This is a genomic window from Sinorhizobium fredii USDA 257 (assembly GCF_000265205.3).
GTDB classification, from domain to species: domain Bacteria; phylum Pseudomonadota; class Alphaproteobacteria; order Rhizobiales; family Rhizobiaceae; genus Sinorhizobium; species Sinorhizobium fredii_B.
This window is the reverse complement of record NC_018000.1, coordinates 3291099-3311721: the sequence shown is the minus strand read 5'-3', so window position 1 is coordinate 3311721 and position 20623 is coordinate 3291099. Positions and strand designations below refer to the sequence as shown.

Sequence of the window (20623 nt, the reverse complement as noted above, 5' to 3'; positions counted from 1 at the left end):
CCCCGGCTATTTCGTTTCGGCAAACAGTTCGCGCCCGATCAGCATGCGGCGGATCTCGCTCGTGCCGGCGCCGATCTCGTAGAGCTTGGCGTCACGCAGCAGGCGGCCGGCCGGATAGTCATTGGTGTAGCCGTTGCCGCCGAGCGCCTGGATCGCCTCGAGCGCCATGGCGGTTGCCTTCTCGGCCGCATAGAGAATGCAGCCGGCAGCATCCTTGCGCGCCGTCGCGCCGCGATCACAGGCCGCTGCAACCGCATAGACATAGGCGCGTGCCGTATTCATCGTCACATACATGTCGGCAAGTTTTCCCTGCATCAACTGGAATTCGCCGATCGGCTGGCCGAACTGCTTGCGTTCATGGAGATAGGGGACGACGACATCGAGGCAAGCCGCCATGATGCCGAGCGGCCCGGCGGAAAGCACGACCCGCTCATAGTCGAGACCTGACATCAGCACCTTGACGCCTTCGCCGACCGTGCCGAGCACGTTCTCTTCCGGCACCTCGCAGTCCTTGAAGATGAGTTCGCACGTGTTCGAGCCGCGCATGCCGAGCTTGTCGAGCTTCTGGCCGGTCGAAAAGCCAGGGAAGGTCTTTTCGACGAGAAAGGCGGTGATGCCGCGCGGCCCGGCCGCCGGGTCAGTCTTGGCATAGACGACCAGCACGTCGGCATCGGGGCCGTTGGTGATCCACATCTTGTTGCCGTTCAAAACATACCGGTCGCCGCGCTTGTCGGCCTTGAGCTTCATCGAGACGACGTCAGAGCCGGCGCCAGGCTCCGACATGGCGAGCGCCCCGACATGCTCCCCCGAAATCAGCTTCGGCAGGTATTTCGCCTTCTGCGCGGCATTGCCGTTGCGGTTGATCTGGTTGACGCAGAGGTTGGAATGGGCCCCGTAGCTCAGGCCCACCGACGCCGAGGCGCGGCTGATCTCCTCCATGGCGACGCAATGGGCGAGATAGCCGAGTCCAGCGCCGCCATGGGCCTCGTCGGCGGTGATGCCGAGCAGGCCGAGTTCACCCATCTCCCGCCAGAGCGGCGCCGGGAAGACGTTGCTGCGATCCGTTTCGTCCGCCAGCGGCGCGATCCGCTCGGACGAAAAGCGGCGCACGCTGTCCCGCAATGCATCGATCTCCTCGCCAAGGGCGAAATTCAATCCACCTTCAAACATTCCATTCTCCTCCCGACGTCCGCCCGACGATCTCCTCCTCGTCGGGCGGACGCGCCGGCTCATGTTACCGCTACGCGGGCCTCTCGCGAACGATAACATCGCTGCCGGCTAATTTCCTTCCAAAGAGCCTGGTGGCCAAGCACGAATTGCAAAAGAAGGAGGCACGCAATCGGCGCAACGATGCTTTGATTGGCGGAAGGCGTAGACGCTGGGACGAGTTGTCGGCGGTCATTGGCGAGGGCCATTGCTTGGCTTCGGATACAGATGCGGAGCCCCGCCGATCTCTAAGGGAATTGCCTCGAATTTCTCACATTCAGCGCTCCATATGGGGCATGCCGAAGCGTACCGACAAAGCAGGTATGGCCTTCCTCGTGCTTATCTGCATCCTCATCGCTCTGGTGGTCAGTATCCTCGCACTCGATCCAGGAGTGGAGGAGCCTCCGCCTGCCATGCCGACGATCGTTCCGGACAACTAGACCGGCGGTGGCCCTTGCCTACGGCCTCGGAATATGGCCCCATCAACAACCTGCCTGTGGCAACAGTTGGATGGCTTCCAATGACTGCGAAACCGGAAATTCTAGATCAGGTCCTGGCCGATTTGATCAGCGACCAAATCGAGCAGCGTCATGCAAACGAACTCCGAGCAATTCTCTCAACCGGCAATGAGATCACCATGCACGGAAAGTTCACCGTCGGCCGAGACTTCATCATTTATCGAACGACGAAAGATGACAGCGGCAAATGGGCGATGACGCCCTTCTCTCAGATCGTGCAATTGATAATTTAACACCGCTGGCGGCGGCGAAGTCCCCTTAAGGACCGACGCGTCCAACGTCACGCTGGCCGCAGTTGGGGGGCTCCCTCCACCACGCCGACATTATCCGAATACTCCTTCACCCAACGCCGTCCCGTCGGGGTCAAGATGGCATTGCGAGTCCCGTCACTCGGAGCCGCGCGGGCGGGCAACATCGTTTACGCTCTCCGCATCGGGCGCCTGGCCGTAGCTCATGCGCCGCATCTGCTCGATAACGCGCTCCATCTCGTCGTCGGGCAGGATCGGCGGTTCGCCGAGGGTGAGAGCCTGGACATAGATCCGCGACAGCGTTTCCACTTCGATCGCAAGCCAGAGCGCCGATTCGAGTGTCTTGCCGAGCGAGATCTGGCCGTGCTGGCCAAGCAGACAGGCGGTGCGATCCTTAAGCGCGACGAGCGCGTTGTCGGAGAGCGCCTGCGTGCCGAAGGTGGCGTAGCCGGCGCAGCGGATCGTCGTGCCGCCGGCAATCCCAGTCATATAGTGGAAGCTCGGAATGGCCTTGTGGTGGCAGGCGAGCGTCGTCGCATAGATCGAGTGGCAATGCAGCACCACGTCGATATCGGTGCGCGCGCGCAGGATATCCCGATGGAAACGCCATTCGGACGACGGCCGATGGCCGACATAGGTTCCGTTGAAATCCATCTCGACCAGATCTTCCGGCTGCATCGTGTCATAGGGCATGGAAGAGGGCGTGATCAGGAATCCGTCGCCGGCGCGGACCGAAAGATTGCCGGCCGTGCCCTGGTTGATGCCGCTCGAATTCATCCGCCGGCAGATGTCCACCATCTCGCGCCTCAGCGCCAGCTTGTCGGTCGTCGGGGTTTCAGCCATGGAAGCTTCCTTTCGTCTGTTCGAATTCGTCTCGCTTACTCGGCGCCGCGCGGGCAAGGTTGCGCCACTCGGCGCCATAGCGGCAAAGGTCGGGATTCAATTCCGTGAGATCGGCCGGCTCGCCAAGCGGAAGCGGCGCGGGGTGGCGGCGCGTTTCGTGACCGGCAAGCAGCGCCGCGCCGGCCGCAACACCATAGGAATCGAGATTGAACCGCACCTCGCGCTCGGGTAGCAGGGCGGCCAGGGACTGCGCATAGAGAGGATCGCGCAGGAAGCTGCCGTCCAGCACGACGAGGCGGTCGTCACCGAGCGCGTCGAGGCATTCGGCGGTCAGCAGCGCGCAATAGAGAAGCGCGAGCGCCTTGCGTTCCATCGCGCTCTCGGCCGGCGGTCCGACAAACCGTCCGGCAGCCGCACTTCCAGGGAACAGGCCGTCGTCGTCACCGAAAGACGGCAGGGCGAAGATCCGCTCTCCGATGAGCCTGGCCAAAACCTCCGCCGGGACATCGTCGGCTGGAGGGTCGTTGCCGGCGATATGGGAAAATTCCCGCCCGCCCATGGTCAGGATGCCGCCGAGCCGGTTGCCGAAGACATCGCTGTTCAAGGTCATGCCGCGGTGCTCGTCGAGCCGCTCGATTGGCGTCGAGCCTGAGAAGCCGACGATCCAGGTCCCCGTCGAGATCACCGTGAAGTCCCGCAGCCCCGCAGCGTGGTAACGATAATGATTGAGGCTGCTGTCGTGGCCGCCTGTCAGCACGGCCAACTCGCCGGGAAGGCCGAAGCGGCGGGCGAGCTCAGGCCGGATCGGCCCCAGAGTCTGCCAAGCCTTGGCGAAGGGCGGCATCAGCCGCTGCCAGCCACGGGCGCCGACGATCGGCGCCCAGCGACGTGCCGCGACGTTCCAGAGATGTGATTGCGCGCCGAGAAAGCTGGTTTCGGAGGCAGCGACGCCGGAGAGCCGCCAGGCCCAATATTGCGGCAGGCCGAGGTACCAGCGGGCTTTCCCGAACGCATCCGGCTCCCGCTCCTCCATCCAATAGAGCTGGCGGGCCTGATGGGTGGCGCCGTGCATCGTGGCACTGCCGCGATCGAGAAAGGAACCGGCCAGCGGCGCATAGCGGTCGCGGATGTCGGCCGGCAGGGGTTGCTCGTAGTCGATCATCGGCAGCACGGCCCCATCGCCGGCATTCGGGTCGGCGCCGGTCAGGACGCCGCCAGAGCCGTGTCCGGAGGCGACGAAGGCGCTGAAGACATGGCGGCGCGAGAGGCTCGCCAGCGTCTCGAAGACCCATTCACCCAAGGCGTCGAGGTCGTGATGGCGCCAGGGCGGGCCAGGAAGAACGGGATTGGGAACGCTGAGTGTCTCAATGATCGTGCCGTCCGCATCGGCGGCGCTGAGCTTGACATTGGTCTTGCCGACGTCGAGGACGGCGACCATCGTCGCTGCATTTCCTCGGTCGCTCACCGCTGCCTCCACTTCCTGTCCCTCGATCGGCGGCGCGGCGGTCCAGCTGAGCCGGTCCGCCGTCGCTGCAGGTCTCTTCAGATCAGCCCGTACTGCCGTGCCTTGTTGCGCAGGAATGGCAGGCCGTTGCCCATCACTTCTTCCTCGTCCTTCGCGACCGGGCGCCAGACGGCGAGGCCGTAGGCCACTTCCGGCGGCATGTTGATGAAACTCTCCATGGCGAGCCCGCCCGTGAAGCCGATCGCCGCGAGTGTCGAAAAAATCTCATCCCAGCCGCAGGTGCCGTATCCGGGCGTGCCGCGGTCGCTCTCGGACAGATGGATGTATTTGAGATGCTCGCGCGCATCGAGGATGCCTTTGCCGACACCCTTCTCCTCAATGTTCATGTGATAGGTGTCGAGATGCACGAAGATGTTGTCGGCGCCGACCCGCTCGATCATCTTCACCGCCTGCCAACCGGTGTTGATCAGGTGGTTCTCATAACGGTTGACCGCTTCGACTCCGAGCTCGATGCCGCGCGTCTTGGCGTGCTTGGCAGCGGCCTCGAGCACGCGGGCAATGTTGTCGTACTCCTCCAAGGTCGGCGGAACGCCGGTCCGCTCGCCGATGCCGCCGTAGATGACGCCGGAGAGCGCCTCGCCGCCGAGATCGGCAGTCTTGTCGATCGCGACCTTCAGATGGTCGATCGCTGCATCGGGGCGCACCGAGGCCCAGGCGCGCTCCGGCAGGCCGAGCGAGCAGAGCGCGCGCAGCCGGTGTTTCTCCAGCAATGCGCGGGTGTGCTCCGTATCGACAGCGGGAGGATTGAGCATCGGTATTTCGATGAAATCGACCTGATATTTGACGGCGGCCGCGACTGCCCGCTCGGCGCCGGGCCGATCCCAATTCATAGTCCACATGCTCGTATGGACGCCAAAACCCTGCATGGTCATGATCCTCTTCTGACGATTGACATCTTGATCCTCGAAGCGACCCAGCGAAGGATCATCACGCCGACGAGCAGGATGCCCCATACGGCGGTCGCGAGATGCTGGTTGGCTCCAATGAGATTGAGCCCGGACGAAAGGAGCTGCAGCACCACCAGTGCCACGAAGACGGGGATCACCCGGCCGAAACCGCCGAACGGATTGACGCCACCGAGGAAGCAGGCAAGCACGGTAATCAGCAGATAGGATTCGCCGTGGCCGATGCGCACCGAATTGAACCGCGCCAGCATGATGATGCCGGCAATGGCGCACATCACGCCGGAGAGTGTGTAAACGAGCACGATCGCCTTGCGGGTATTGATGCCGGAATAGTGGGTCGCCTCGAGATTGGAGCCGATCATATAGGTGTTGAAGCCGAGCTTGGTGCGGCCGAGCAGCACGTGCCAGCCGAGCACGCAGACGATGAAGACGATCAGCGGCACGGGAATGCCGGCGATCGAGCCATGGCCGATCGGCCCAACGAAGGCGGGGAAACCGGAGATATCGCCGCCGCGCGTCAGAAATTCGCCGAGGCCGCGCAGGAAGATCATCATCGACAGCGACACGAGGATCGGGTGGGCGCGAGTAAAGGCGATCACCAGCCCCATCACGACGCCACTTGCGGCCCCGACCATGAACGCCAGCAGGCAGCCGACGATGAAGATACCGACGCCGGCATCGACGCCGCCGTTTTCCCTGAGGACCCAGGCGAGCGTCAGCCCAGAGATATTCGCCGTGAAGGTGATTGCCAGATTGAGGCCGCCGGTGAGGATCGGCAGCAGCATGGCGAGTGTCAGCAAGCCCAGCTCCGGAAGCTGGAAGGCGACCGAGCCGAAGGTCGCCGCACTCAGGAATTGCGGCGAGGCAATCCCGAAGACGAGGAGGACGGCAACGAAGGCGAGGCCGGGACCGGCCATTTCGGGTCCCAGAGCGGTTTTGACGCGTTCGAGGATCGTGGTCATCGTCCCGTCCCCCGTCCGACGAGCGGCAGCAAGCGCTCTATCCGGGTGTTCGAAAGGGTGATGGCGACCAGGATGATGGCGCCGACGATCATCTTGAAGGCGAAGGGCGAGACGCCCATCAGGTTGAGGCCGTTCTGGGTGATCGAGATCAAGAGCACGCCAAGCACGCAGCCGAGCACCGAGCCCTTGCCGCCGCCGAGGCGGGCGCCGCCCAGGACTACAGCGGCAAGCACGTCGAGCTCGCGGCCGTAAAGCGCGTTCGGCACCACCTCCTGGGCATAATGCGCTTGAATGAGGCCGCCGATGCCGGCCATCAGGCCGAGCCAGCCGAAAGCAATGAACTGCATGGCGCCGATATTGATGCCGAAGCGGCGCGCTCCTTCCGGATTGTCGCCGAAGGCATAAAGCTGGCGGCCGACCGTGGTGCGGGTGATCAGCATCCAGGTCGCGGCGACGCAGATCGCCATGACGAGAACGGGCAGCGTGATCTCGATCCAGGTCCCGTCCGGCATCTCGTGCTCGAACAGGATGACGCGGTCGGTCAGCCAGTCGGGCAGATCATAGATCGACACGCCCCGGGTGAAGAACATCAGCAGCCCGAAATAGATGTTGAAGGTGGAGATCGTCGCAACGATCGAGATGATCCGGAAACGGTGGATCAGGAAAGCATTGAGACAGCCGAGCAGCACGCCGAGCGAACCGGCGATCAGGAGCCCGGATACCCAGCCGCCACCGCCGATCCAGCCGAGCACGATCACCGTACAATACTGGACGACGGAAGCGGCGACGGCAAAGGAGATGTCGATGCCGCCGGCGATGAGCACCACCAGAAGACCGACCGCGAAGATGATGTTGACGGCGCTGATGTTCAGGAGGTCGAAGGCGTTGCCGAGCGAGAAGAAGTTCGCCGTGGCGAAGGAAAGCACGGTGCTGATGACGACGATCACCGCCAGCAACGAGAACTCGGTCGCGTGAGTGCGGATCAGGCTACGCATAGACGGCCGCCTCGATGTCTTCCAGCCGCGTCTGACGCGGATCATAGGTGCCGACGATGCGGCCCTGCGCCATGTGCAGCACCCGGTCGGCGTTGAAATAGACCTCCGGCACCTCGTCCGAAATGAGGAGGATCGCAAGGCCGCTCTCGGCGAGCTTGGCAACAATGTCGAAGATCCCGGCGCGAGCACCGACATCGACTCCGACCGTCGGACAGTCGAGAATCAGGAGCTTCGGGTCAGTAGCGAGCCATTTGGCGATCGCCACCCGCTGCTGGTTGCCGCCGGACAGCGTCGATATCGCATCGGCCTGGCGGCCGATCCTGACGCCGAGATCGGCGATCCAGCGCGACACGAGGCTGCGTTTGCGATCTTCCGAAAGCAGCCCTCCGGAAAGGATCTTGCGCAATGAGGCGATCACCAGATTGTCGGCAATCGGCTGCGGCTGGATGAGCCCGAGCGACAGCCGGTCCTCCGACAGATAGGCGACTCCAGCCTTGATCGCCTCACGGTTCGAGCCGAAGCGCACTTCCTTGCCCTCGATGCTGATCGAGCCCGAGGCGGGCTTCAGCATGCCGAACAGGGCGAGCGCCAGCTCGGTCCGCCCTGCCCCCAGCAGGCCCGTGATGCCGACCGTCTCACCGCGGCGGACGGTCAGCGAAATGTCTTCGAATTGGCCTGGTCGGGTCAGCCCACGAACCTCGAGCACGACAGGCTGATCGTCCTTCGGGCGTGCGCGGACGTGCTGGTCGAATGTCTTGCCGGTCATCAGTTCGGTGATCCGCGACTGTGTCATGCCGGCGGCGGGATAGACGCCAACCAGCGCGCCGTCGCGCAGCACCGTGATGCGACTTGAAATCTCCAGAACCTCGGCCAGTCGATGGCTGACGAAAACGACGGCGACGCCGGAGGCGGAAAGGTTGCGGACGATATCGAGGAGGTGGTCGGTTTCGGACTGCGTGAGCGATGCGGTCGGTTCGTCCATGAAGACGAGCTTTGCCTCGCCAATGAGTGCGCGGGCGATCGCCACGATCTGGCGCTGGGCAATCGCATATTCCTTGAGCGGCAGGTCGACGTCGAGACTGACGCCAAGGCGGCCGAGCGCGTCGATGGCAATCCGCCGCATGCGGCCGTAGTCGACGAGACGCGGGCGGCGTCCGAGGACCTCGTGGAAGGCGATATTCTCGGCGACGCTCATTTCCGGGAAAAGCGCCAGATCCTGCCAGATCACCTGGATGCCGCGGTCCTGGGCGGTGACCGGCGACATATGCGCGTAAGTCTCGCCGTCATATTCGATGACTGCGCCATCCGCAGGGCGATAGACGCCTGTGATCACCTTGATCAGCGTGCTCTTGCCGCAGCCGTTCTCGCCGGCGAGACAATGCACTTCGCCGGGGCGCACCTCGAAGCTCACATTCTTCAGCGCCTTGACGCCACCGAAGGTCATGTTGATGTTGCGGAGGGACAGAAGCGGCTTCTCGCCGACCGTCGCGCTCGTTGCCTGATGCATGGACCCTGCGCCTGTCGTACTTCGTTTCATGAGACTTGCCAGGCCGGCCGGAACCGGCCCAGCAGCCGGGAGAACCCTACCGCATGTCTCCTTAAATCGACCTCGATTGAAGGACAAAGACATGCAGCAATTCAAAGTGCTACAGCGACCTTTGCGCGTCTGATCAGACGCGCGGCGCTGTAGACGGGATGCGCGGCGCGGCATCCCGCCCGAAGCCGTTGCGGTCTAGAGACCCATCGCAGCGAGATCGGCGACCGTGTCCTTGTTGATCGGCACGAGCTGGTCGACGATGATGTTGCGGTTCTGGAAATCCGGATGGACCACGCCGAGGCCTTCGATCTCGTCGCCGTCCTTGATCTCCTCGCCCTTGAGGAGCTTATCGGCCATCGTTACAAAGACTTCGCCGGCCTGCTTCGGATTCCACATGAAGCCGCCGGAGATCGCGTCGGACTTCACCAGCTTCTGGCCCTGTCCGGGCGAGAAGGGACCGAGAACAAAGATCTCACCCACCTTGCGGCGTTCTTCGATGGCGCGGCCGGCGCCGATCGGGCCTTGGCTGCCGAAGGCGAGGAAGCCCTTCAGGTTCGGGTGAGCGGAGATCAGGTCGAGGGCCGTCGAACGGCTCTTGTCGACGTCCTCGGCGACGCCGTAGCGTTCGCCGACCAGCGTCATCTCAGGATAGTTCTTCTTGATATAGGCGATCGCCGCATCTGCCCAGGCGTTGTGCAGCGGTACGGTCAGCGAGCCGACGAACACCGCATATTCGCCCTTGCCGCCCATTTTCTCTGCGAGCAGCTTGCCATGCGCCTCACCGAAACCCTGAGATGAAGCAAGCTCGAAATCCCAGTCGGCGCCCTTCTGGCTTGGGGACTCATGCGTGATGACGATGATGCCCTTTTCCTTGGCCTTGGTGAGGACCGGCTCGAGCACCTTGGCGTCATTCGGCACCACGCCAATGACTTTCACACCCTGGGCGATCAGATCCTCGATGGCACGGACCTGCAGCGCAGGGTCGGCGCTGGTGGGGCCGACCATGAAGGCGTCGAGGCCGAGCTGCTGGCCTCGCTCCTTGATACCCGCTTCCATGGCGTTGAACCACGGAATGCCGCCGATCTTGACGACCACGCCGACCTTCGGCGCATCCTGCGCCGCGACGGAAAAGGCACCGGCGAGCGAAAGCGAAGCCGCCAGAGCGGCAGCAAGAAATGTCTTGATCATGTCTCTCCTCCACAGGTTCCCGCAGCGGGAACTCTCCCGGGCGCTGACGCGCCGGCCTCCAGTTCAATCCTCCATTGACGAGAAGCAAATTTCCCGCCGCTGACCGTCGCCTCCTCAGACGACCCAAAGCACTGCACAATTGATATTTCTCATTTGCACAATCGATGGTGCAAAGACTATCCTGCAGACTTAATCCTTCGTCAAGCGGAAATCGGCTCTAAGAGATTCGAGGAGGCTCAGATGGCGAACAGCGGCAAGAAAAAGGCGACGATCTACGATCTGTCGGTGCTCTCGGGCAGTTCGCCCTCGACGGTGAGCGCAGTGCTGAACGGCACCTGGCGCAAGCGGCGCATCAAGGAAAGCACCGCCGAACTCATCCGCAGCCTCGCCGAGACACACCAATATACGGCGAACCGCCAGGCACGCGGCTTGCGCAGTTCGCGCTCCGGACTCGTCGGGCTGCTGTTACCCGTGCACGACAACCGCTACTTCTCCTCTCTCGCCCAGACCTTCGAGGCGCATGTGCGCAGCAAGGGCCAGTGCCCGATCGTGGTCAGCGCCAGCCGCGATCCCGATGAGGAGCGCAGGACGGCCGAAACGCTGATCTCCTATTCCATCGACGAATTGTTCATCTGCGGCGCGACGGATCCGGACGGGGTCCACGAGGTCTGCGAGGCGGCCGGGCTGAAGCACATCAATATCGACCTCCCCGGCACGAAGGTCCCGTCCGTCATCAGCGACAATTTCGAAGGCGGCCGGCTCCTGACCGAAGCGATCATCCGCCACTTTCCCGCCGACCGCCCGCTCGAGCCGAACGACCTTTATCTGTTTGGCGGCCGCAACGACCATGCGAGCCACGAGCGCATCCGCGGCTTCCGTGCCGTCAAACAGGAACTGCTCGGGGATGATCCAGACGAATGCATCCAGCCGACCGGCTACGCCGCGAACAACGCGCGAAAGGCTTTCGAGGCCTTCTACGCGGGGCATGGCAAGTTGCCCCGCGGCCTCTTCGTCAACTCGTCGATCAACTTCGAAGGCTTGCTGCGCTTCATGGCCGAGCATCCGCACGACAATTTCAAGGACCTCGTCGTCGGCTGTTACGACTACGATCCCTTCGCCTCGTTCCTGCCCTTCCCCGTCATCATGATCCGGCAAAATGTCGAGGGGATGATCGCCAAGGCCTTCGAGGTCATCGACCAACCTCGGGCGGCGCCGCGAATACATCTCGTCGAGCCGGAGCTCGTGCCGCCGAGGACGGCACTTACGGGTCCACTCGACGCCCTGAAGGACATCGACCTGTCGCTGGGCAAGACTTAGCATCCTCTGTACATCTTCCTCATTTCCATATATTTTTCTGCAATGGACTCTACAGACAGAAAAATCGTTGGAATTCTGGCCGAAGACGCCCGCACCTCTTTGACCGACATTGGCGCGGCGGTGGACCTCTCTCCCTCGGCGGTCAACGAACGCATCCGCCGTCTGGTGACAAATGGCGTCATCCGCCGCTTCACGCTCGATGTCGACCACCGGATCCTCGGCTTCGACGTGCTTGCCTTCGTCTGGATCGCCCTGGCGACTGACGCCGACGAGAGCGAGTTCCGCAGCTTCATCGCCTCGCATCCGGCGGTTGCGGAGTGTCATCACGTGACCGGCGCATGGTCCTATTGCGCCAAGGTGCGCATGCCGGCGCTCGGCGACATCGAACCGTTTCTGGCGGAACTGAAAGCGCGCCGCTATCTCGCCCGGAGCGAGACCGTCATCGCGCTCTCCACCGCCGCGGAACGACCCGTGACCTTGCCTGCGGCGGACGAAGCGAAACGAGGGAGATGATGACCGCATTGCTTTTTGCAAAAGGACTGCTTCTCGGGCTTGCCATTGCCGCGCCGCTTGGACCGATCGGCACGCTTTGCATCAGCCGCACGCTCGAACGCGGTTTCTGGGCCGGCGTCGCAGGCGGTCTCGGGACGGCGCTTGCCGACGCGACCTACGCGTTGATGGCGGCCGCGGGCTTCGCGGCTTTTGCGACGTTTCTCTCGACGCTTTCGGTTCCCCTCGGGCTCGTCGGCGGTGCCTTCATGCTGTGGCTCGGCTGGCGCGGATTGAAGCCCCGGCCGGTTGCGGCGGCGGCCGTAATCGGCGCCCGTGATCTGTTGCACATGACGACTGCGACGTTCCTCCTGACGATGGCGAACCCGACCACCATCCTGACCTTCGCCGCCATCTTTGCGGGCTTCGGCCTCGCCGCCGTTGGTGATGGAATGAGCGCGGCGATCGTTGTCGCTGGTGTCTTCCTCGGATCACTCGGCTGGTGGTTGCTCCTGAGCGGCGGTATCGCCCTCGCCAAGACCAGGCTGCCTGACGGTTTTGCCGCCTGGACCTCGCGCATTTCCGGGCTCGTCCTCATCGCTTTCGGCCTGGCCGCTCTTGCTTCGGCTGCGCTCAACTTGGCCGAGTTCTAACCGCGTCTGACGTTTACCCAAGGCCGCCACGCACCCTTGCCGCAAAAGCGCCATTTCAACCGTAGAATTTAGCGCGCAGTGATTGCATCCGCTCGCGTATTCGAGCAGACTTATATATAACTAGGACGAAAGATCGCGAGGAGAATCGCAGATGAAGAAGAATCCAAATCCGATCGATACCTTCGTCGGTTCGCGGGTCCGAATGCGCAGGTTGATGGTCGGAATGAGCCAGGAAAAACTCGCCGACGGTCTCGGCATCACATTCCAGCAAGTGCAGAAATACGAGAAGGGCACAAACCGCATCGGCGCCAGCCGCTTGCAGGCGATCGCTGACATTCTCGGCGTTCATCCGAGCTTTTTCTTTCAGCAGGACGAAGGGCCCCAGTCGCGCGAGACTGCGGCCGACGTGCATGAGTCGCACGAAATTTCTTCCTTCGTCGCTTCGAAAGAGGGAATCGCCCTCAACCGCGCCTTCCTGAAGATCGCCGATCCAGTGTTGCGGAAGAAGATCATCGCTCTCGTCGCCGCCATGGCGCAGTCGGGCGAGACGGAACAGACGGCCGTGCCGTCGGCGGCCCACCATACGGAACCCTTGCACGGCTGATCAACCTGCGGTCGCTGGCGTCGAAGAGCAAGAGGACAATCGGTCGCCTTCGCACAAGGCACGCGGCGCGGTCTTTAATGTTTCCCTTTGCGGAATCCCCATGAAAGTCGTGTTCGTCGGCCCGACTATCCCCGATGCGGCGAAGATAGTCGGCGACGCACTGGCGATCCGGCCGCCCGCCACCCAGGGCGATATCGTCCGCGCCGTATATGACGGGGCGACAGCGATCGGCCTGATCGATGGCAATTTCGAGTACGTCGCCCCGGTCTGGCACAAGGAAATACTGTTCGCCCTCTCCGAGGGAGTCGTGGTCCTCGGTGCCGCCAGCATGGGCGCCCTGCGGGCGGCTGAATGCGCCCCTTTCGGCATGGTCGGGATCGGTGAGGTTTTTCGTCAATATGTTGTCGGCGAAACGGCGGACGATTCGGATGTGGCGCTGCTGCATGCGCCGGAGGAACTCGACTACGCAGCGCTTACCGTGCCGCTCGTCAATCTACGCGCCACACTTCGTCACCTCACCGAACAGGACCTCCTGTCCGCCTCGGATGCGGCCATCATCGAGGATGCGGCGGCAAGCTTGTTCTACAAGGAACGGACCTGGTCCGCAATCCTTGCCCGCTCAAGGCTTTCGCCGGGAATGGATGCGGCGATGCTGCGCGCCGCATATGTCGACCAAAAACGTATCGATGCGCTCGAACTTCTCGAAGCGCTGCGACGGATGCCGGCGGAACGCCATGCTCCGCCGCAGGAGTGGACATTCAACGCGACCAGTCTTTGGACGACGATACTGGGCCAGTTGCCGCTCTCCAATGCAAAGGCGGATGTCTGAGCGCTTGGGCACTGTGGCCCACCGCCACCACTCCGCGATTGTGGGCGCCAATCCCGATTGTCTTCTGCCGCCGCCCGTGAAATGTGATGAGGGGCCGCAGGCGGAGAGAAGGCGAGTCGAGTGATGTCAGCAGGCAATGGGGCAGACGAGCGCGTCACGGAACGCGTCGAAAACATCCTCGCTCAGACACCCCTGAAGGCAGCCGGCTTCATCGTGACGATCTATGGAGACGTCGTGGAGCCCCGCGGCGGCGTCGTGTGGATCGGCAATCTGATCGAGACCTGCGCCGCCGTCGGGATCAGCGAAACGCTGGTGCGGACGGCCGTGTCGCGACTCGTTGCCGCCGGCCAGCTTTTAGGCGAGAGGGAGGGACGTCGCAGCTACTACCGGCTCTCAAGAGCAGCCGGCAGCGAGTTCGCCTCCGCGGCGCGCATCATTTTCGGCGGCGTTCCAGAGGAAAGCTGGCAGCTCGTGCATCTGACCGGCGCTGAAGCCGAGGAAAGGATGCAGGCCCTCGAGCGCGCCGGCTATGCGCGGCTGGACCCGCGCCTGGCAATCGGGCCGGCAAGGCAGGCGCCAGCATCGGCCGACGCCCTGATCCTTCGTGCCGACTCGCCCGATCCGAAGGCACTGGCGGCCTTCGTCGAGGCCTACTGGAATCTCGCCCCGCACGCCGCCGCCTATCACACGTTCCTCGATCAGTTCGGCCCGGTTCTCCGTTTGGCAGGGAAGCGCCCCCTTGCACCGGCTACGGCGCTGACAATGCGGCTGCTTCTGATCCATCGCTTCCGCACCGTCCTGCTGCATGATCCCCGCTTGCCCGCCGCCGCTTTGCCTCCGGATTGGCCCGGCATCGAGGCGCGCCGCCTCTTCGCCGCGCTTTACCGGCACTTGTCTCCTTCCGCCGACGACCACGTCGGGCGCTCCTTCATCAGTGGCTCCGGTCCGCTCAGTGCCGTGACTGAGGAGACGGAGAAGCGTCTTTCGCACCTCGAAACACAGGTCGCCTAGGCTTTGCGTCTGAATGGCGCATGGCGCTGTAGAGCATCACACCGGAACAGCGGTCGAGTATTTCACGCTCTTCAGGGCGAAATGCGACGACGAATTCGCGACCGCGTCATGCGTCAGGATGCCGTGCATCAGCAATCGTTCGTAATCCGCAACATCCGCGACGACGACACGCAACAGATAATCCCACTCGCCCGACATCGAATAGCATTCCAGCACTTCTTCGTGGCTCTCGACGAAGCGCTCGAAGCTGCGGCGCGCGGTCGGATCGTGCGATTTCATCCGCACGTGGCAGAAGACGTTCAACCCGCGCCCGACCATGTCGGGATTGACGAGCCGCACGGCCTTTCCGAGCACGCCGGCGGTATCGAGGGCCTTGATACGCCGCCAGCACGAGGCCGGTGAAGCACCGACCGCCTCTGCCAATGCGGCATGGCTGATATCGGCCTGTTCCTGAAGAACCCTCAGGATTTTTCGGTCGATCGCGTCGAAATTGAACATGTTCATCAAAATCCTAATGAAAATGAAACAAACTCATCAATTGATACCGAAAAATCCCTAAGATTGAAACCGATTTGCGCCTGAGACGAGCTATTCTTCCAATGAGGAATTTGGGAGGATATCGAAAGATGGGACAGGCGGCACTCAAGCCAGACCGGCGGAACGCACCGGACGAGAGCATCGATTGGAAGCGGGTCGTGCATCTCATGCTCCTGTCCCGGGAACTCGACGAGATGGAGGAAAAACGCCTCGTTCCGGAGAAGAAGGTGCTCTATCAGTTCTCGGCGCGCGGCCATGACATGGCACAGATCCTTCTGGGGCTGAACCTCACGGGAAGGCATGACGCCGCCTGCGGCTACTATCGTTCGCGGCCGCTGCTATTGTCGCTGGGCGTTGATCCGGCCGATGCGCTCGGCTCCGCCATGGCGCGCGCCGGAGGATATTCCGATGGCCGCGATATCGGCGTCGTCTTCAACTACCCCAATCCGAACGGCGCCTCGGCGCTGCCGATGTGCGGCGGCGTCGGGTCGCAATATACGCCGACGGCCGGATGGGCACAGGCGATCACCTATTTCAGCAAGCAGCTCAAGAACGGGGACTATGACCGGGACATCGCCGTCGTCCTCGGCGGCGACGGTTCGGTCGCCTCCAATGGCTTCTGGTCGGCGCTCACGGTCGCCACGACGCAGGGGCTGCCGATGCTCTTCTATATCGAAGACAACGGCTTCGGCATTTCGGTACCCTCCACCTTGCAGACGCCCGAGGGCAACATCGCCGCCAATCTTGCCTCTTGGAAGAACCTCACCATCCTCGATGGTGACGGCTCCGATCCGCAAGAGGCCGCGCGCCTGACCAGAGGCGCCGTCGACCTGGTGCGCGACGAACGCCGGCCCGTCCTGTTGCGGTTGAGGGTCCCTCGCCTCGAGGGACACAGCTTCCAGGATACCCAGACCTATAAGAGCGAAGAGCTCGTCAGAAGCGAGTGGGCACGCGACCCGTTACCGCGGCTCAAGGCTTACCTGGTTCCTGCCATCTTGAGCGAAGAGGAGTGGGATGCGGCCGCCGGCGCTGCCAAGGCGATGGCCGAAAAGGCACGGGTCGAGGCAGAGTCCCGACCGATTGCAGATCCCGAAACAGTCACCCGCAATGTTTTCTTCGAGGGCGAGATGCAGGTGATGGGCGGTCAGCACCGTGCCGGATACCGGCCTCCGGAGACGACCGAGAGGGCGGCAGGTGACGGCCAGCGAATCAACATGGTGACGGCGATCCGGCGGACGCTCGACCACGAAATGTCGATCAACGACCGAGTGATCCTGTTCGGCGAGGATATCGGCCCGAAAGGCGGCGTCCATGCCGTCACCCTGGGGCTGCAGGAAAAATACGGCACAGACCGCGTCTTCGACACGTCGCTGTCGGAGGAAGGCATTGTCGGCCGCGCCGTCGGGATGGCGCTGGCCGGCCTCGTGCCCGTGCCTGAAATCCAGTTCCGCAAATATGCGGAACCGGCGAGCGAACAGATCAACGATTGCGGGACGGTCCGGTGGCGGACCAACAACCGCTTCGCCGCGCCGATCGTCCTGCGTATGCCCGGCGGCTTCTTCAAATGCGGAGATCCGTGGCACAGCCAGACGAATGAGGTCGCCTTCGTCCATCAGCCCGGCTGGAAGGTCGCCGTTCCGTCGAATGCCGAGGATGCCGTCGGGCTGTTGCGTACCTCGTTGCGCGGCAACGACCCGGTGATCTTCTTCGAACATCGCGCCATGCTGGACCACGCCTGGGCACGGCGCCCCTATCCCGGCGACAACTTCGCGCTGCCCTTCGGCAAGGCGAAGTTCACGCGCCAAGGCAACGACATCACCATCGTCACCTGGGGCGCCATGGTGCACCGTTGCGAAGAGGCGGCAGAGGGAATTTCCGCCGACGTCATCGATCTCAGGACATTGATGCCCTGGGACCGCAATGCCGTGCTCTCCTCGGTCCGCCGCACCCGTCGCTGCCTCATCGTCCACGAGGATCTCGGCACCGCGGGCTTCGGGGCGGAAATCGCCGCTGCGGTCGCGGACGAAGCCTTCATCGATCTCGATGCCCCGGTTTCGCGGCTGGCCATGCCCGATATACCGAGTCCGCATAACCCTGTCCTGCTCGACTGGGCGGTCCCCTCGACCGAGCGGATTCGCCGGAAGATCACCGGGCTTCTGGAGTATTGAGCATGGGTGAACTTGTCGACATCAACGCCCCCGTCGAACAGGAGGGGACGAAGGCGGTCGTCCGCAACTGGCTCAGGAAGATCGGCGAAAGCGTCAAATCGGGCGACCCGCTCGTCGAACTCGAAACCGACAAGGTGACGCAGGAGGTCCCCGCTCCCGCCGACGGCGTCCTCAAGGAAATTTTGATGGAGAACGGCGACAATGCCACCCCCGGCGCCGTTCTCGGCCGGATCGGCAGCCGGGCTGCCGGTGTCGATCTGCCTGCCTCGCCTGTGCCGGCGGTCACCTTGGAGACGTCGTCTGCCCCTCCCCAGTCTCCGCATTATTCGCCAGCCGTGCGCCGCGCTGCGGAAGAATACGGCATAGATCCCGCAACCGTAGCCGGCACCGGTCGGGACGGCCGTGTCACGCGCGCCGACATGGACAGGGCCTTTGCTGCCAAGCCGGAGCATTTCGAGGCTGCGGCCGAAATCAGCGCCCCCGAGCCGCAAACTCCCGCTCCCAGGTCGGTCTCCGCCGAGCCCGGACCGGCGCTGCGTTCCCGCCGGATACCGCACAGCGGCATGCGCTCAGCGATCGCCACCCACATGCTGCAATCGATGACGACAGCACCGCACGTTACCGCCGTCTTTGAAGCCGATTTTTCGGCGATCATGCGCCACCGCGACGCCCATAAGGCGAAGCTGGCGGCGGAGAGTGTCGCTCTCTCCTACACCGCCTATATCGTTTCCGCCTGCGTCGCGGCGATGCGCGCCGTTCCCGAGGTCAACAGCCGCTGGCACGACGATGCGCTCGAAGTGTTCGACGACATCAATGTCGGTGTCGGAACCGCCCTTGGCGACAAAGGCTTGATCGTGCCGGTGATCCATCAGGCCCAGCACCTTTCGCTCGCCGGCATTGCGGCGAAGCTGCAGGATCTGACCTCACGGGCGCGATCGAACGCGCTTAACGCCGCGGACGTCAGGGGCGGTACCTTCACCATTTCCAATCATGGGATATCCGGATCACTGGTCGCGGCGCCGATCATCATCAACCAGCCCCAATCGGCGATCCTCGGCGTCGGAAAGCTCGAGAAGCGGGTCGTCGTCCGTGAGGTCGATGGTGTCGACACCATCCAGATCCGACCGATGGCCTATGTGTCGCTGACCATCGATCACCGGGCGCTGGACGGCCATCAGACGAATACGTGGCTCACCCATTTCGTCCAGACCCTCGAGAGCTGGCCCCAATGAGCAAATCCCCTGACTACGACGTGCTCGTCATCGGCGGCGGGCCTGGCGGCTATGCCTGTGCGATCCGCGCCGCCCAGTTGAAGCTGCGGACGGCCTGTGCCGACTTGCGAGACACTTTGGGTGGCACCTGCCTGAATGTCGGCTGCATCCCGTCCAAGGCGCTCCTCAACGCGACGCACCACTACGAACTCGCCGTAAGTGGAAAGCTTGGCGCGCTCGGCATCGACATCGGCAATGTAGCCTTCGATCTCAGCCGGCTGATGGCAGCAAAAGACGACACCGTCTCGTCGCTGACGAAAGGCATCGACTTTCTCTTCCGCAAGAGCGGCGTCACACGCCTGAAAGGCAAGGCGCGGTTTGAAGCAGAAAACAGCATCTCGATCGATGGAAAGCAGGTTACTGCGAAGTCCATCGTCATCGCGACTGGTTCGAAGTCCGCCCCCTTCAATGGCCACGCGATCGACAATCCAGGCGGGCGCATCGTCGACTCGACAGGTGCACTCTCCTTCAGCAAGGTTCCGGAGCATCTCGCCGTGATCGGCGGCGGTGCCATAGGTCTCGAACTCGGTTCCGTATGGCGGCGGCTGGGTTCTCGGGTGACCGTCATCGAATATCTGGACGCCATCCTTCCGGGCATGGACGAGGACATCCGCGCCAAGGCCCTGCAGATCCTGACGCAACAGGGCATGACAATCCTCACCTCCACGGCGGTGGAACGGATTTCGCAAATCGAGAATGGCGTCACCTTGTCAATCGCTGGCGCCGAAGGGAAGCGAACCCTCTCGGCATCGGCCGTCCTGATTGCGACCGGCCGCCGGCCGAACACCGATGGTTTGGCGCTCGAAAAGATCGGCTTGCAAACGGACCACCGCGGCCACATCCCCATCGGCAGCAAATGCGAGACGGCAGTGCGCGGCATCTATGCAATCGGCGATGTGACGCCCGGTTCCATGCTGGCGCATCGTGCCGAGGATGAAGGGATCGCCGTCGCCGAACATCTGGCGGGCCTCGTCCGCCCGATCAGCCATGCGGTGATCCCATCCGTTGTCTATACGAGCCCGGAAATTGCCAGCGTCGGTCGGACGGAACAGGAACTGAGGGAGGCCGGCGTCTCCTTCACGAAAGCCGTCTTCCCGATGTCCGCCAACAGCCGCACCAAGGCCAACCGCGAGCCGGAGGGTTTCGTCAAGATCCTGGCGGATCGGGAAACGGACGTCGTGCTTGGCGCCCACATCATTTCGGAGACGGCGGGCACGATGATTGCGCAGGTCGCCCAGGCCATGGAATTCGGCGCCACGTCCGAAGACATCGCCTATAGCTGCCATGCCCATCCCACCCATAGTGAAGCGGTCAAGGAAGCGGCGATGCGAATTCGCGGGGAAGCTATTCACATATAACGACGCACCGCACATGGGGCGCTGCGGGCGAAGGAAAAATCCTGCCCAACGCCGATGAGGGCATCAACGGCGGCAGCCCGAGAGTGGCGAAGAACTTGTCTCTTTGGGCTTGGGTACTGTCCAGTAGCGGCCGTCACCGGAATTCCGCTCCGCGACCCAAAACGGTCCGAGCCAGATGAGCAACAGACCTGCCGCAAGCGGTGATCCCAGAACCGAAACGAACACGACGGCTTGCATAGCGATGATTTCCATTGGTCTTCGGCGTCAGCTTTGCTGACTTGTGCAACTTACAACCGGTCGAACCGTTGAAAAGTTCCATTGGAATCACCGGGCCGGTATCGGTGCTCGCTGCAGCGGCCCTCGATGTCGCCCATCGGCACGGACAGCCTCCTCGCGCCGCTGGCGACCGCGGCAATGAACCGTCGTGGAGAGCAATTCCAGGAAAGTGTGTAACGGTTT

At 63.0% G+C, this 20623-nt stretch carries 20 protein-coding genes; 11 read left to right on the top strand and 9 right to left on the bottom strand.

Annotation, left to right across the window (positions count from 1 at the left end):
• Positions 1-6 precede the first annotated feature (6 nt).
• Entirely contained in the window at positions 7-1170 is a 1164-nt protein-coding gene (locus USDA257_RS15335) for an isovaleryl-CoA dehydrogenase (RefSeq protein ID WP_014763890.1), read from the bottom strand.
• A 131-nt stretch (positions 1171-1301) separates the two neighbouring features.
• Between USDA257_RS15335 and USDA257_RS36945 the strand changes: the two genes are divergently transcribed.
• Positions 1302-1646: a hypothetical protein gene (locus tag USDA257_RS36945; protein WP_153297030.1), complete on the top strand. Its 345-nt coding sequence runs from the start codon at positions 1302-1304 to the stop codon at positions 1644-1646.
• Positions 1647-1726: 80 nt separating this feature from the next.
• Entirely contained in the window at positions 1727-1957 is a 231-nt protein-coding gene (locus USDA257_RS15330; RefSeq protein WP_014763888.1) for a hypothetical protein, read from the top strand.
• A gap of 153 nt (positions 1958-2110) precedes the next feature.
• Here the strand turns inward: USDA257_RS15330 and USDA257_RS15325 are convergent, their stop codons facing one another.
• The 7 genes from USDA257_RS15325 to USDA257_RS15295 all read right to left on the bottom strand — a co-directional run bounded on the left by USDA257_RS15325 (position 2111) and on the right by USDA257_RS15295 (position 9927).
• On the bottom strand, positions 2111-2815 hold the full coding sequence (locus USDA257_RS15325; protein WP_014763887.1) for a class II aldolase/adducin family protein: 705 nt from the start codon (positions 2813-2815) through the stop codon (positions 2111-2113).
• On the bottom strand, positions 2808-4253 hold the full coding sequence (locus USDA257_RS15320) for an FGGY-family carbohydrate kinase (protein WP_014763886.1): 1446 nt from the start codon (positions 4251-4253) through the stop codon (positions 2808-2810). Before USDA257_RS15320 ends, USDA257_RS15325 begins: the two co-directional genes overlap by 8 nt.
• Positions 4254-4357: 104 nt before the next feature.
• Complete coding sequence (locus USDA257_RS15315) at positions 4358-5206, bottom strand: sugar phosphate isomerase/epimerase family protein (protein WP_041415304.1); 849 nt, start codon at positions 5204-5206, stop codon at positions 4358-4360.
• Positions 5207-5208: 2 nt separating this feature from the next.
• Positions 5209-6207, bottom strand: a complete 999-nt coding sequence (locus tag USDA257_RS15310) for an ABC transporter permease (protein ID WP_014763884.1) — start codon at positions 6205-6207, stop codon at positions 5209-5211.
• Positions 6204-7202: an ABC transporter permease gene (locus USDA257_RS15305; protein WP_014763883.1), complete on the bottom strand. Its 999-nt coding sequence runs from the start codon at positions 7200-7202 to the stop codon at positions 6204-6206. Before USDA257_RS15305 ends, USDA257_RS15310 begins: the two co-directional genes overlap by 4 nt.
• Positions 7195-8709, bottom strand: a complete 1515-nt coding sequence (locus USDA257_RS15300) for a sugar ABC transporter ATP-binding protein (protein ID WP_041414262.1) — start codon at positions 8707-8709, stop codon at positions 7195-7197. Before USDA257_RS15300 ends, USDA257_RS15305 begins: the two co-directional genes overlap by 8 nt.
• A gap of 225 nt (positions 8710-8934) precedes the next feature.
• Positions 8935-9927 (bottom strand): autoinducer 2 ABC transporter substrate-binding protein, encoded by a 993-nt coding sequence (locus tag USDA257_RS15295; protein WP_014763881.1) that lies wholly within the window; start codon positions 9925-9927, stop codon positions 8935-8937.
• A gap of 240 nt (positions 9928-10167) precedes the next feature.
• Here USDA257_RS15295 and USDA257_RS15290 point away from each other — a divergent pair, with 240 nt between their 5' ends.
• The 6 genes from USDA257_RS15290 to paaX all read left to right on the top strand — a co-directional run bounded on the left by USDA257_RS15290 (position 10168) and on the right by paaX (position 14830).
• Complete coding sequence (locus tag USDA257_RS15290; protein ID WP_014763880.1) at positions 10168-11244, top strand: LacI family DNA-binding transcriptional regulator; 1077 nt, start codon at positions 10168-10170, stop codon at positions 11242-11244.
• Positions 11245-11286: 42 nt separating this feature from the next.
• Entirely contained in the window at positions 11287-11757 is a 471-nt protein-coding gene (locus tag USDA257_RS15285) for an Lrp/AsnC family transcriptional regulator (RefSeq protein ID WP_041414260.1), read from the top strand.
• Positions 11757-12386: a LysE family translocator gene (locus tag USDA257_RS15280; RefSeq protein ID WP_041415300.1), complete on the top strand. Its 630-nt coding sequence runs from the start codon at positions 11757-11759 to the stop codon at positions 12384-12386. The genes USDA257_RS15285 and USDA257_RS15280 overlap by 1 nt, the downstream gene beginning before the upstream one ends.
• Before the next feature lie 151 nt (positions 12387-12537).
• Positions 12538-12990 carry a helix-turn-helix domain-containing protein gene (locus tag USDA257_RS15275; protein ID WP_014763878.1) on the top strand — a complete coding sequence of 151 codons (453 nt, stop codon included), beginning with the start codon at positions 12538-12540 and terminating at the stop codon, positions 12988-12990.
• Between the two features lie 100 nt (positions 12991-13090).
• Positions 13091-13819 (top strand): TfuA-like protein, encoded by a 729-nt coding sequence (locus USDA257_RS15270; protein ID WP_014763877.1) that lies wholly within the window; start codon positions 13091-13093, stop codon positions 13817-13819.
• A 123-nt stretch (positions 13820-13942) separates the two neighbouring features.
• A complete protein-coding gene (gene paaX / locus USDA257_RS15265; protein ID WP_014763876.1) occupies positions 13943-14830 on the top strand; it encodes a phenylacetic acid degradation operon negative regulatory protein PaaX in 888 nt (295 codons plus the stop codon).
• Between the two features lie 36 nt (positions 14831-14866).
• On the opposite strand, the gene USDA257_RS15260 is transcribed toward paaX, so the two are convergent.
• Positions 14867-15334 (bottom strand): Lrp/AsnC family transcriptional regulator, encoded by a 468-nt coding sequence (locus USDA257_RS15260; RefSeq protein WP_014763875.1) that lies wholly within the window; start codon positions 15332-15334, stop codon positions 14867-14869.
• Between the two features lie 122 nt (positions 15335-15456).
• On the opposite strand from USDA257_RS15260, the gene USDA257_RS15255 reads away from it, so the two are divergent.
• From USDA257_RS15255 to lpdA, 3 genes are read left to right on the top strand one after another with little or no spacing between them, the layout of a single operon-like run.
• Positions 15457-17535 carry an alpha-ketoacid dehydrogenase subunit alpha/beta gene (locus USDA257_RS15255; RefSeq protein WP_014763874.1) on the top strand — a complete coding sequence of 693 codons (2079 nt, stop codon included), beginning with the start codon at positions 15457-15459 and terminating at the stop codon, positions 17533-17535.
• Positions 17536-17537: 2 nt separating this feature from the next.
• On the top strand, positions 17538-18767 hold the full coding sequence (locus tag USDA257_RS15250) for a dihydrolipoamide acetyltransferase family protein (RefSeq protein ID WP_014763873.1): 1230 nt from the start codon (positions 17538-17540) through the stop codon (positions 18765-18767).
• Positions 18764-20164, top strand: coding sequence for a dihydrolipoyl dehydrogenase (lpdA, locus tag USDA257_RS15245; protein ID WP_014763872.1), 1401 nt, complete (start codon positions 18764-18766; stop codon positions 20162-20164). The genes USDA257_RS15250 and lpdA overlap by 4 nt, the downstream gene beginning before the upstream one ends.
• Positions 20165-20623: the final 459 nt, after the last annotated feature.